At 50.0% G+C, this 12,016-nt stretch carries 12 protein-coding genes; 11 read left to right on the top strand and 1 reads right to left on the bottom strand.

The genetic code is table 11. The annotated features are described in order from the left end of the window. Nucleotides 1-342: 342 nt before the first annotated feature. Genes gspE through gspD form a run of 11 tightly spaced genes read left to right on the top strand, consistent with a single transcriptional unit; the run spans nucleotide 343 to nucleotide 11,049 of the window. Entirely contained in the window at nucleotides 343-2,127 is a 1,785-nt protein-coding gene (gspE, locus tag M0R47_RS09015) for a type II secretion system ATPase GspE (protein ID WP_292553368.1), read from the top strand. Continuing rightward, a complete protein-coding gene (locus M0R47_RS09020; RefSeq protein WP_292553371.1) occupies nucleotides 2,127-3,341 on the top strand; it encodes a type II secretion system F family protein in 1,215 nt (404 codons plus the stop codon). The genes gspE and M0R47_RS09020 overlap by 1 nt, the downstream gene beginning before the upstream one ends. A 27-nt stretch (nucleotides 3,342-3,368) precedes the next feature. After that, on the top strand, nucleotides 3,369-3,827 hold the full coding sequence (gene gspG / locus M0R47_RS09025; protein WP_292553489.1) for a type II secretion system major pseudopilin GspG: 459 nt from the start codon (nucleotides 3,369-3,371) through the stop codon (nucleotides 3,825-3,827). Continuing rightward, complete coding sequence (locus tag M0R47_RS09030) at nucleotides 3,824-4,279, top strand: GspH/FimT family protein (protein WP_292553374.1); 456 nt, start codon at nucleotides 3,824-3,826, stop codon at nucleotides 4,277-4,279. Before gspG ends, M0R47_RS09030 begins: the two co-directional genes overlap by 4 nt. After that, on the top strand, nucleotides 4,272-4,673 hold the full coding sequence (locus M0R47_RS09035) for a type II secretion system protein (RefSeq protein WP_292553377.1): 402 nt from the start codon (nucleotides 4,272-4,274) through the stop codon (nucleotides 4,671-4,673). Before M0R47_RS09030 ends, M0R47_RS09035 begins: the two co-directional genes overlap by 8 nt. After that, nucleotides 4,670-5,422 carry a prepilin-type N-terminal cleavage/methylation domain-containing protein gene (locus M0R47_RS09040; protein WP_292553380.1) on the top strand — a complete coding sequence of 251 codons (753 nt, stop codon included), beginning with the start codon at nucleotides 4,670-4,672 and terminating at the stop codon, nucleotides 5,420-5,422. The genes M0R47_RS09035 and M0R47_RS09040 overlap by 4 nt, the downstream gene beginning before the upstream one ends. 8 nt (nucleotides 5,423-5,430) lie before the next feature. Continuing rightward, nucleotides 5,431-6,438 carry a type II secretion system protein GspK gene (locus tag M0R47_RS09045; RefSeq protein WP_292553384.1) on the top strand — a complete coding sequence of 336 codons (1,008 nt, stop codon included), beginning with the start codon at nucleotides 5,431-5,433 and terminating at the stop codon, nucleotides 6,436-6,438. Beyond that, nucleotides 6,413-7,606, top strand: a complete 1,194-nt coding sequence (locus tag M0R47_RS09050; RefSeq protein WP_292553387.1) for a PilN domain-containing protein — start codon at nucleotides 6,413-6,415, stop codon at nucleotides 7,604-7,606. The genes M0R47_RS09045 and M0R47_RS09050 overlap by 26 nt, the downstream gene beginning before the upstream one ends. Continuing rightward, nucleotides 7,590-8,228 (top strand): type II secretion system protein GspM, encoded by a 639-nt coding sequence (gene gspM, locus M0R47_RS09055; RefSeq protein ID WP_292553389.1) that lies wholly within the window; start codon nucleotides 7,590-7,592, stop codon nucleotides 8,226-8,228. Before M0R47_RS09050 ends, gspM begins: the two co-directional genes overlap by 17 nt. Beyond that, nucleotides 8,225-8,866 carry a hypothetical protein gene (locus M0R47_RS09060; protein WP_292553392.1) on the top strand — a complete coding sequence of 214 codons (642 nt, stop codon included), beginning with the start codon at nucleotides 8,225-8,227 and terminating at the stop codon, nucleotides 8,864-8,866. The genes gspM and M0R47_RS09060 overlap by 4 nt, the downstream gene beginning before the upstream one ends. Further along, complete coding sequence (gene gspD, locus M0R47_RS09065; protein ID WP_292553395.1) at nucleotides 8,863-11,049, top strand: type II secretion system secretin GspD; 2,187 nt, start codon at nucleotides 8,863-8,865, stop codon at nucleotides 11,047-11,049. Before M0R47_RS09060 ends, gspD begins: the two co-directional genes overlap by 4 nt. Nucleotides 11,050-11,295: 246 nt before the next feature. Here the strand turns inward: gspD and rpiA are convergent, their stop codons facing one another. Further along, complete coding sequence (rpiA, locus tag M0R47_RS09070) at nucleotides 11,296-11,949, bottom strand: ribose-5-phosphate isomerase RpiA (protein ID WP_292553398.1); 654 nt, start codon at nucleotides 11,947-11,949, stop codon at nucleotides 11,296-11,298. Nucleotides 11,950-12,016 lie beyond the last annotated feature (67 nt).

Raw genomic sequence — 12,016 nt, forward strand, 5'->3', positions numbered from 1 at the left:
AAATACCAGCCGTGTTAGTGTATTGGGTGCAATAAGGACAGGCCACGATTTTCTGGTATCGACTGCGCGAGCTTAAGCTTGCTTTAATTATCAAGCTATATAAATAGTATCTGACATCAACGATCGGGCATATTCTTATGGTGGCAACAAGATAGGTCCAACCTACAAGCACAAAGTTTTAGTCCTCAAGAAAATCACTTTGAATTAAAAATATTTGAAATTTTAATCAAATTCAGCTAAATAACAGGCTCATTTGATAGGTAATAACGCCTATTGATTGGTCACGCCTAACCCTCTATTCTTTAAAACACTAACACAACAGCTACGGGCTTCTCCAGGATAATGGCATATGAATCGCTGCTAACTGTTTTGCAAGATAAACAGAAACTTTCCGCCACAGAGTTAAAAAAAGTTGAGCGCATGCAAAAAACATCGGTATCGGAAAGCGTGCCGCAGTTACTTGTTAAGCTTGGCTTGTGTTCGGAGCTTGATGTGGCCGATGCTTTTGTCGAATCAGGCCTGTTCGAAAAAGTGACGCCGGATCAATATCCGCTGGAAATGCAACTGCCGGAAACCGTGCCGTTGCGCTTTTTAAAAAATTATCATGTTATTGGTTTGCATAACAATAATGACATAACCGTCGCTCTGATGGATCCGGAAGACCGGTTTGTCATTGATGCGTTAAAACTGGCGACCGGAAAGAACATCATTCCTAAAGTCGGGCTGCTTTCGGAGATTGATGCCGCGCTGGAAGTGCAGTATGGCGAAAGCCACGCACAAACGGACAAGCTGGCCGACGATCTGAGCGTCGACGATCTGCGCGAAGAAGACCTGGAGCATTTGAAAGACCTGGCCAGTGAAGCGCCGGTGATCAAAATGGTCAACTTGATCATGCAGCGGGCGATTGAAACCCGGGCCTCGGATATTCACATTGAGCCTTTTGAGCAATCCCTGAAAGTCAGGTTGCGGGTCGACGGCGTATTGAAGGATATTGATGCGCCCTCGGTTAAATCCACCGCGGCGGTGATTTCGCGTATCAAGATCATGGCCAAGTTGAACATCGCCGAGCGCCGTTTGCCGCAGGATGGCCGTATCAAAGTGCAAATGCTGGGCAAAGAGCTGGATTTGCGGGTTTCCACGATACCGACAATGTACGGCGAAAGCGTGGTGATCCGTTTGCTGGACAAGGAAACCACGGTACTGGACTTTGCCGCGCTGGGCTTTTCCGGCAAGCATCTACAGCAGTTTATTGATGTGCTGTCTCAGCCGCACGGCATCATCCTGATCACCGGTCCGACTGGAAGCGGAAAATCGACCACGATGTATGCCGCGTTAAAGCAGCTCAATACGTCCGAGCGGAAAATCATCACCGTTGAAGATCCGGTGGAATACCAGATGGAAGGGGTCAACCAGATTCAGGCAAAGCCGCAAATAGGACTGACCTTTGCCTCGGCGTTGCGCTCTATCGTGCGGCAAGATCCCGACGTGATTATGATCGGTGAGATGCGCGATCTGGAAACCGCAAGAATCGCCGTGCAATCGGCGTTAACCGGGCATTTGGTGCTATCGACGCTGCATACTAACGATGCGGCCGGCGGTGTCACCCGGTTGCTGGATATGGGCCTTGAAGAATATCTGCTCACCTCCACCGTCAACGGCATATTGGCGCAACGTCTGGTAAGAAAACTGTGTCCTGAATGCAAGCAACCTTATACGCCGCCCTCGGATATCATTGAAGGCATGAGGCTGAAGCAGTTTGCTTCGGGTATCGCCAGGGATGGTGTATATGCCGAAAACCTGTCGGGAACAGGTTCGGCAATCGCCAAAGAAGGTGCGAGTGTTGCAAGCCAGCCGGGAACTGGCGCAGAAGCCGATATTGTCTTATACAAACCGGTCGGCTGCATGTCTTGCGGGGGCTTGGGCTATCGTGGCCGATTGGCGATTATTGAGTTTTTGCAAATGACTGATCCGCTCCGTAAATTGATTATGGCGCATGAAGAAGCCGGGGCCATTCAAAAACTCGCTATTGAAGAGGGCATGACCACGATGTATGAAAACGGCTTGGTTAAAGCCCTGCAAGGGATTACCACTTTGGAAGAAGTGCTGCGGGTAACGTCGGAAACATAATGTTATTTGCATATAAAGCGGTTAATAGTCTTGGCGAGACTGAAGAAGGCGTCAGAGACGCGGTTGACGAACGGCATCTGATTGCGACTTTGCAGGCGGAAGGTTATATCCCGGTTCGTGTGGTACCGGCCAGTGCCAAATCGTTTCTGGGCTTAAGGCTGGGTTTAAAACAGTCCAAGTTATCGCAAAAAGATATTGCGCTGTTCACCGGCGAATTGGCAACCTTGCTGGAGTCCGGTTTGCCTTTGGATAAGTCCTTGCTGGTATTGATGGATTTAACTGAAGATAACGAGCGGGTCACCAAGTTGATCGGCAGGGTTCTGGACAAAGTCAAAGGCGGCTCCACCCTGGCCGATGCGTTGGAAAAACAGTCCGGCATTTTCAGCAAGTTTTACCTGAATATGATACGCGCCGGTGAGGCCGGGGGCAGTTTGGGCGAAGTGCTAACGCGGCTGTCCGAATATCTGGAGCGTTCCCGCGAGCTAAAAGACACGGTCAGCACGGCCTTGATCTATCCGGCCATCTTGCTGATCATGTCGTTGGCCTCTTTGTTCGTGATGCTGACTTTCGTGGTGCCGCAGTTTTCCGAGATGTTCGAAAGCGCAGGCAAGGCGCTGCCGGTATCGACGCAGATCGTGGTGGGGCTGGCCGAATGGCTGCAAAGCTATTGGTGGGTATTGATTTTGGGTGTTGTCGTCATCACTGGGTATATGAATCTTCAAATGGCCGATCCGGCCAGAAAGAAGGTGTGGGACGGGCGTTTTTTAAAATTGCCGCTGGCCGGGATGATTATTTTGAACAAAGAAACCGCCAACATCAGTCGCACCTTAGGCACTTTGTTGGGTAACGGCGTTTCGATACTGTCGGCTCTGGTGATCGTCCGCGAAACAGTAGACAACCTGGTTTTGGCGGCGGCCATTCAAGATACCGAAGACCAGTTAAAACAGGGTAAAAACATGTCCGATGCCTTGCTGGAAAAAGGAATATTTCCAAAAATGGCTATGCAGATGATAAAGATGGGCGAAGAGACAGGGCGTCTGGAAGAAATGCTGCTACGCGTGGCGAATATTTACGATAAACAGCTTAGAGTGGCAATACAGCGTATGCTGGCATTGTTGGAACCGGCTTTGATCATCTCGCTGGGACTGATGATTGCGGGCATTATCGTCTCGATTTTGCTGGCTATTCTGAGCGTTAACGATTTAGCTTTTTAAACGAGGAAACACGACATTATGAAACAGATGAAAAAAACTATCGCGAAGGATGGCATGAATGCCGCAACCCGTCCGGGAACCGAAGCAGGCTTTACCTTGCTTGAGTTGCTGGTCGTGCTGGGCATTATTGCGATGCTGGCCGGGATAGTTGGACCGCAGGTCATGAAGCACATGGGCGAGTCCAAAACCAAAGCGGCCAAAGTGCAAATTGAAGATTTGTCGGCGGCCCTGGACATGTACAAACTGGACTTGGGCAGCTACCCGAGCACAGAACAAGGCTTGAAAGCTTTGATTGAATCGCCCGACAGCGCCAAACGCTGGAACGGCCCTTATTTGCGTAAGGCCAAAATGCCGCTGGACCCATGGCAACAGGAATACCATTACACTGCACCCGGCGAGCACGGGAAATTTGATTTGTATACCTTAGGGGCGGACAGCAAGGAAGGCGGCGAAGGCGAAGATCAGGATATTGTTAGTTGGGAATGATTTATACGGCACAGCGCTGTAAAGGTTTTACCCTGCTGGAACTGGTCGTAGTGCTTTTTGTCGTAGTGCTGGGGTTCTCGGTGATCGGTCTTAACCTGTCATCAGGAAGCGACACGACAGAAATCAAGGCGGCGGCAAGAGATATCGTTTCAGCGCTGCGTTATGCCAGGGGGCAGGCTTTAATGACCCACCAGGAAACCACGGTAGCTCTTGATCTTGCCGGCAACAGTTACACGGTCAGCGGTCGGGACAAGCTTTATCAAATTCCCGAGGGTGTTGACTTGACCGTGGTGACTGCGCAAACCGAACTAACCGGGGAAGGCGCCGCAAACATCCGCTTTTTTCCCGATGGCTCCTCCACGGGAGGAAGAGTCACATTGGAGCGGGGGCAGACAGTATGGAAAATCGATATAAACTGGCTAACCGGTCAGATTGAACTTGAAAATGAATAAGCAACGCGGCTTTTCTTTACTGGAAATACTGATTGCGTTTTCAATTCTGGCGCTTTCCTTAGGGATTTTGCTAAAGATATTTTCTGCTGGCGTCAACACCGCCGGCGTTGCCGAGGAATATACCGCAGCCGTTCAAATTGCTGAATCCATCATGGCTAGAGCCGGCGTGGAAACACCCTTGCAGCCGGGCGAGGCTACCGGGCTGGAAAATGAAAAATACCATTGGCGAGTATCCGTTAGCCCGTTCCAGTTCACGGCTGAAAATTTGGATGTCACGACCATAGCGGCAGTGCTTTATAAGGTTAGGGTTATCGTCAGCTGGAGTGATGATGCCAGGGCCGATGGCAGGCAGGTAGAGCTGGTGACATTGAAACTGGCGAATAAAATATTATGAGCAAAGCCCCGGTACAAGGCGCAAGGCTAAGATACGCGACAGGCTTCACCCTGATTGAAGTTCTGATAGCCATGACGTTATTAAGCCTGATGGTGGTGCTATTGTTCAGCAGCCTGAGAATTTGCGCCCAAAGCTGGGAACAGGGAGAAAACAAGATAGCCGAAGTGAACGAAGTCGCCGTGGTCTATAACTTTTTTCAGCGGCATTTATCTTCAGCCACACCCTTATGGAACGATTTTATCGCCGGGGCTGAAGTGGACGCTGCAAACCAGCCGGAAACGGGGGCGACGGCGGACGACAGTGGCGCGGACACGGAAAACATGAATAAGACATTCTCTTTCCAAGGCAAAAAAAACGCCTTGCAGTTTGTTTCGTCTTTTCCTGCAAGCGTCGGCAGGGCGGGCATGCAGCTGTTTTCAATAGAGCAGCGGCAAGAAGACAAAGAGCAGGTTATCAAGGTGACGCTGACGCCGTTTTTTCCGGCAATGGAAGGCGAAGAATGGAATCAGGAAGAGGAGATATTGTTAAGGCATGTAAGCGACTTTGAGCTTTCTTACTTTGGCGCTGTCGATAATACGGATAAATACGCTTGGCAGGATGAATGGCTAAAAAAAGACGTTCATCCCCAATTGGTCAAGATCAGCATCAACACGACAGATGGCGTTTTTTGGCCGGAAATAGTTATAGCCCTAAAGGTGGCAGGTGCAGGGACTGGAGCAAATTCAGAACCGTTAGAGGGCAGCCAATGAGAATGAGAATGAGCAGGTCTGGCGGTTTTGCCCTTGTGCTGGTGTTGTGGGTGTTGAGTTTGCTGACCATTATGGCCGGCAGTTTTGCTCTTAGCATGCGGCGCGAAGCGGGCATTGTAACCGGCAGCAGCGATAATGCCCGGGCCGTGGCGATAGCAGAATCAGGGCTTGCCATTGCAGAGCTGATGGTCATGAATCCGGACCCGCAGCAGCGCTGGCGTACCGATGGCAGTATTTACCAAATTGATTACGCGGATTCGAAAGTCCGCATTCGGCTGCTATCTGAAGTCGGCAAAGTGGATTTAAACAGCGCAGATGAGGCTCTGCTGCAACAACTGATGATGCGTGCGCCTGTTGATGAGGAGTTGCAAAGCAAATTGCTCAATGCGATTCTCGATTGGCGTGACGGGGATGACCTGGTGCGCATAAACGGCGCGGAGAAAGAAGAATATAAGGAGGCGGGATTAAGTTATCAGCCTCGCAACAAGCCGTTTCAATCTGTTGACGAGCTACAAATGGTATTGGGCATGAATGAACAGATATTCAAATGGCTTGAAAGCTTGGTCACGGTCCACTCTGAACAGACGAATGTTGATATGGCTCAGGCTGCCAAAGAGGTTTTATATGTATTGCCGGGTATAGATGTTGAGTTGATAGACCAATACATTGAGGCCCGGCGGGAAAATGCGATCAATGGCTTGCCCCCGCCGGCAGCACCGGTAGCCTTTAATTCAGGCACGGTATCCGGGCAAGCAGGTGTTAACCCGCCCGCAGCAGTTATTAGCGGCGGAGCAGAACAAAAAGGCGCAATCACGGTTGTTGCCGAAGCACTGTTGGAGGAGGGCACGACAGCCACCATCAGTGCGCTGGTAAAAAAGCAGGATAGTACGACGGGGACGTCGCCGTTTCAGGTTTTGAAATGGCAGCGTAATGCAGCGGTTAACGAGTCATTGTTTGTAGATGAAAAAAATGAGTTGCTAGTGGGACAGTATGCCGAACCTGAATTCAACAATTGATCTGGATGTTAAAAAGTTCTTCCGCTGGTGGCTGCGCGAACTTGACTTTTTAGTGCCTGAAAAAATCAGGCAGCTGATTAATGAGAAACAGGGATTTATTATTGTCCGGCCCGAAAACAATAGGCTGGCGCTGACTTACATACTTAATGACCAAGCCGAGCCTTTGGCGGTACTGGAGCGCAACGCCGCAGGAATAGAGCAATATAAAGCCTTGCGTGCCAAGGATGAACGGTTGGCTAAAGCGAACTTAATACTCCGGCTGACAGGAAACGAAGCGATTCAAAAAGAGCTGGCCTTGCCGGCTGCGGTAAAAGAAAACCTGTCCCAGGTTGTTGCCTACGAACTTGATCGCTATACGCCATTTAAGGCGGAACAGGTTTATTTTGCGGTTAAGCCGATGGAAGGCGAGCATGAACCTGGGCAAATCAGGGCCATGCTGGTGTTGACTCCAAGAGAAACGCTGGATGCCTTATATGAATATATCAGGGCAATGGACATGTCGCCGCTATTCGTCGATTATGAGGCGACGCCAAACGATCTTGAGCAACGTTATGATATCTACAATTTATTACCGGAAAACCTAAGGGAAAAACCCGCAACTACGCCGCGTCTGATTTATAGCGGCTTGATTGCCGGAATATTATTGCTACTGGCTGCCGCGCTGATGCTGCCGGTCTGGTTTGAATCTCAGACGGTCAACACCTTGCAGGAAAAAATCGACGCCATAGAAAAGGAGGTCAGGGAAGTTAAGGCTTTGCAGCTGGAAATTGATGCGATGATAGATGAGACACGGCTATTAATAGCGGAGAAAAACGCGGCTCCAACCATAGTGGATATGCTGAATACCTTAAGCACGCTAATAAAAGACGATACTTGGATATCCTATGCGCAATACGCGGACAGGAACCTGCAAATACAAGGCGAGTCGCCCTCCGCGTCGACATTGATCGGCGTTTTGGAGGACTCCGAATTATTTGCCAATGCCCGCTTCGTATCGCCGGTCACTCAGGACAGGGTTACCGGACAGGAGCGGTTCCAGATTACCGCCGACGTTATTCCGGCAGCCGAGCCTTCCTCCATGCCGACGGCCGCTACACCGGATCCCGGTCGTGCGGCACGCACGCCATCCCAAGCAAAACCGGGAGGGGCAAATGGCCAAGACCGGTAGTCAGCAAATGCAGCGATGGCTGGCCGTCGCGCTGTTGCTTGCAGCGATACTGCTTGTCATCCTCGTCGTTATCGTACCCGTGGTTAACAAAGGTTTGGAGCTGCACGACGCCAAAAATAATCTTGTTTTCAAGCTACAGCAATATGAGCGGGTTCTGGCAAGAAAAGATGCCGTCATTGAAAACATGAGTGTCATAAAAGAGCAGTATCAAGCGCGTGGACTTTTGAATAGGCAGAGTACCCCCGCTCTAGCGTCCGCTGAGGTTCAGGAGTTTATTAAAAGAACGATTGTAGAGGCCGGCGGACAGTTGAGCAGCACTCAGGCGCTTCCTGTCTCGGCATTTTCTCCCGGCGGCAATGCCCGCTCTCCTGCCGCCACGCAGCCGGGCAATAAGAATGAATTTAACCGGATAACCGTCAGCGTAAGGATGACAGGCAATAGCCGAGTGTTACGGGCGGTGTTGTACAAGATAGAAACATCAACCCCGTTGATTATTATCAATCAGATAGAGATAAGGCCGGTACGCGGCGTCAGAAGCAGAGCAACGCGCCAGATAGAACTGAGTAACGAACTGGACATCAATTTTCAAGCGGTTAGTTTTATGAGAAAGCAGCCGGAATGAATATTAAACTTATAAAATTGCTGGTAGCTGTCGGCATAGGCCTGTGCTTGGTTATTGCCGGAGAATGGTTATACGCGCACTATATGAGGGAGCGTTTATTGACATCAATCTCCTCGGAGAAACCGCAAGAGTATAAAGCGGATCAGTTGCCCGACATAGAACTGACACGCCAGCCGGAAGACAATTACGTTGATCTGGTTGCCAGGCCGTTATTTATTAAAGGCAGAAGACCTGTCGATGAGCCGGTTCGTGAGACAGGGCAAGCTGCCACTAAAACAGAGACTTTCGATTGGCAACTGACCGGCGTTTACAGTACCAAGAAAACCGTATCGGCGTTATTCAGCCGGGCTAAATCAAAAGTTGCCAAGGATAATCACCGAAAAATAACCGTAGGCGAAGATCTTGACGGCTGGAAACTGACCGAAATAAACAAGGACAGGGCCTTACTCAAACAGGGCAGTAAAGAGAAAGAACTATTGCTTCGAAAACCAAAATTAAAAACACCATTGCCTGGCGCGAATGGCACAGTGCCGCCTGCTCCTGCTTCGGCCCCTGCTCCGGCCGCAACACCTGAATCTGAACCGCCACCGCCGCCTCCACAAGACAATAACGGAGACGCATCTGAGGGTAACCAATGATAAATATAAAAACAATAACAACAGCTTCCTGTTTAGTGGCCGTAGGTTTAACACTTTCAAGTTGTGAATTACTCGGACCCAGACAGGCCGCCAAACTGCCGTTGACGCCGATCAAAAAAGATCAACCCGATGAGGTTATAAAAGAACTGCAAAACAAAGTGCCGACTACCGGAGCAACGGAGACCCTGCCTGAATTATATCCCGGCACCAACCGGTTTGTGAGCGAGACAACAACGCCGCACAGGAGAGGCAAGAGCGCTGGCGAAGGCGCATACAGCCTTAATTTCGACGAAGCCGATTTGGGTGAAGTGGCCAAAGTGGTGTTAAGCGACATCCTCGGACTGAACTACGTACTCAGCCCCAAAGTGGCAGGCAAGGTTACCCTGCAAACCACCGAGCCCTTAGCGAAGGACGAACTCATTCCCACCCTGGAAATGCTGCTGCGCATGAATAATGCCGTGTTGATCAGGGATGCGAATATTTACCATATCGAACCGGCCAGCGAAGCTATGTACAGTTCCGGTTTTTCAGCCCCTAGCGGCGCCGGCAAGACAGGCTTCCAGGTCAGGGTTATCCCGGTCAGAAATGTTCCCGTACAAGACATTGCCGATGTGATAAAACCGCTGGTGCAGGAAAAGACCATTCTCAATGTCGATGCCTCGCGCAATATCCTGATTGCGTCCGGCACCCCTGATGAAGTGGGCCGGGTAATGGACATGGTCAGCACTTTTGATATTAATACGTTGAGGGGGCGATCGTTCGGCCTGTTTCCCTTGGCGCATGTTGAACCGGAAACACTCATCAAAGAACTGGAGGAAATTTTTTATAAAAAAGGCAAAGAGGGAGACGGAGGCAATGAGTTTTTCCGCTTTATTCCCGTTGAAAGATTGAATGCCGTTATGGCGATTACGCATCAGGCCAGCTATTTAAGAGATATTGAAAACTGGGTATCCCGTCTGGATAAGGCGAATACAGCTTCCGGCGGTGGCGTGAATGTCTACAGGGTTCAAAATGTCGATGCTGAAGAACTGGCGGCAACGTTAAATGAGATTTTTACCGGCGCCGCCAGAAAAGAAAGACCTGCCAAGGTCGCACCAGGGCAAAATGCGGCTGAAGTAAGCAATAAACAGGCGAGTGACAAACAGCCCAGGAAACCATCAACCGGTACAGGTTCCACGCAAACCGGAGATGCGGAAGTGGCCAATGTGGGCGAGGTGAAAATTATTTCTGACGTCGCCAATAATTCGGTGGTTGTAGTTTCCACACCGCAGGAGTATGAAGTGATACTCCCCATCATCAAGCAGTTGGATGTATTGCCGCTGCAAGTGCTGATTGATGCGTCCGTGGTCTCGGTTAGGCTGACGGATAATTTACAGTACGGCATAGAGTGGTTTTTAAGCCAGGGAGACACTGCAATCGGTAGCAATTTAGGCGGACAAGGCGGATTGAGTGGAGTTAATCTGGGAAATCTGGCTGTTGCTGGGGCCCAAGCCTTTGGCACGGGGGGGCTCAGCTTGGTACAGAACTCAAGTGATATAAAAGCTGTCTTGCATGCGGAAGCCAGCAAAGGTAACGTTAATGTCATTTCATCACCGTCTTTAATGGTGTTGAATAATCAGCAAGCGAAAATAAATGTCGGTCAACAAGTGCCCATATCAACCGGCACCTCATCGATTCCACTCGCTGGCGGGGCGGTGGCTCCCTCCTTTGCTCAATCCAATACAATTCAATACAAGGATACCGGTGTCACCCTGGAAGTTACGCCCAGGGTGAATGCGAACGGTATGGTTATTATGGAAATCAAACAAATTGTTAGTAGCGTAGTGAATGTACCGGCTACAGCTTCTGCTACTCAACAACAAACTCCTACCATTGATAAAAAAGAGATTGAAAGCTCCGTGGCTGTACGAGACGGGGAATCGATAGTATTAGGCGGCCTGATTGATGAACAAGACACTGAGAACAGAGATGGGGTTCCTTTTTTACACGATCTTCCGTTGATAGGGCCATTATTCGGCAATACTTCTCATGATAAAACTAAAAATGAACTGGTTGTCCTGATCACGCCGCGCGTAGTAAAAAGCAAGCAGGATTCCAGGTTGATTTCTGATGAGTTCAAACGGAAATTAACCGGAATTTATGAGGAAAGACCCGTTGTTCCAGAGGTCTCGGTAGTGCAATAGTTGAGAGGGCGCCGCTGGCAGGTATGCCGCTTCGGCATATCGCCGCGCTTGCTCCTGCATTGCCTACAGGGATGTAGGTACTTAGCGTGAGCACGACTGTCATGGATGCAGGAGGTAGAGCAATGCAGGAGCAATTGCCGAGGAGCGGAAGCTGCGCCTAAAGCGCTATTTCGAGAGCAGCAATAAATTTGCCGGCTGTAGATGAAGGGCGCAAACCGGGCGCAACGGCCCGGTCTGCCGACAAGCTTAGCGGGTAATAACTTCGGTACCTTTGCCGATCAGCACCACGTCTGCGGGGCGCATTGCAAAAATGCCGACGGTGACCACGCCGGTAATGTTGTTGATGATTTGTTCCAGCTTGATCGGGTCGATAATGTCCAGGTTGTGCACATCGAGAATCACGTTGTGGTTATCGGTGACGACATTTTCCCGCCACACCGGTTGACCGCCTAATTTAACCAGTTCTCTGGCGACATAGCTTCTGGCCATCGGGATCACTTCAACCGGCAACGGGAACTTGCCCAGCACATCGACGCATTTGCTTTCATCAACAATACACACAAACTTTTTACTGGCTGCGGCAATGATTTTTTCGCGGGTTAGTGCGCCGCCGCCGCCTTTAACCATGTGTTTATGCGGAGTCACTTCATCAGCGCCGTCGACGTAAACATCCAGCGTGCCGACCGCGTTCAGGTCCAGCACAGGAATGCCGACTTTTTTCAACTGGGCTGTGCTCATTTCAGAACTGGAAACCGCGCCTTCAATATCCGCCTTAAAGTCGGCCAAATAATCAATGAAGTGCTTGACCGTAGAGCCCGTGCCTACGCCGACGATAGAAACATCTTTAATATAATGTAACGCGGCTTGGGCCACTTTTTGTTTTAATTCATCTTGAGTCATGAGGCTTCCTGATTTTAGTTAAGGGTAAGTAAATGGTGTGTGATAATACCGCAGAACCAAAGATTCC

This window comes from Methylobacter sp. (assembly GCF_023227905.1).
Classification (GTDB): Bacteria; Pseudomonadota; Gammaproteobacteria; order Methylococcales; family Methylomonadaceae; genus Methylobacter_A.

What these genes read in the sequence shown, in the direction of transcription:
- gspE (WP_292553368.1), top strand. Translation starts at nt 343, where the DNA reads ATGGCATATGAATCGCTGCTAACTGTTTTGCAAGATAAACAGAAACTT.
- M0R47_RS09020 (WP_292553371.1), top strand. Translation starts at nt 2,127, where the DNA reads ATGTTATTTGCATATAAAGCGGTTAATAGTCTTGGCGAGACTGAAGAA.
- gspG (WP_292553489.1), top strand. Translation starts at nt 3,369, where the DNA reads ATGAAAAAAACTATCGCGAAGGATGGCATGAATGCCGCAACCCGTCCG.
- M0R47_RS09030 (WP_292553374.1), top strand. Translation starts at nt 3,824, where the DNA reads ATGATTTATACGGCACAGCGCTGTAAAGGTTTTACCCTGCTGGAACTG.
- M0R47_RS09035 (WP_292553377.1), top strand. Translation starts at nt 4,272, where the DNA reads ATGAATAAGCAACGCGGCTTTTCTTTACTGGAAATACTGATTGCGTTT.
- M0R47_RS09040 (WP_292553380.1), top strand. Translation starts at nt 4,670, where the DNA reads ATGAGCAAAGCCCCGGTACAAGGCGCAAGGCTAAGATACGCGACAGGC.
- M0R47_RS09045 (WP_292553384.1), top strand. Translation starts at nt 5,431, where the DNA reads ATGAGCAGGTCTGGCGGTTTTGCCCTTGTGCTGGTGTTGTGGGTGTTG.
- M0R47_RS09050 (WP_292553387.1), top strand. Translation starts at nt 6,413, where the DNA reads ATGCCGAACCTGAATTCAACAATTGATCTGGATGTTAAAAAGTTCTTC.
- gspM (WP_292553389.1), top strand. Translation starts at nt 7,590, where the DNA reads ATGGCCAAGACCGGTAGTCAGCAAATGCAGCGATGGCTGGCCGTCGCG.
- M0R47_RS09060 (WP_292553392.1), top strand. Translation starts at nt 8,225, where the DNA reads ATGAATATTAAACTTATAAAATTGCTGGTAGCTGTCGGCATAGGCCTG.
- gspD (WP_292553395.1), top strand. Translation starts at nt 8,863, where the DNA reads ATGATAAATATAAAAACAATAACAACAGCTTCCTGTTTAGTGGCCGTA.
- rpiA (WP_292553398.1), bottom strand. Translation starts at nt 11,949, where the DNA reads ATGACTCAAGATGAATTAAAACAAAAAGTGGCCCAAGCCGCGTTACAT.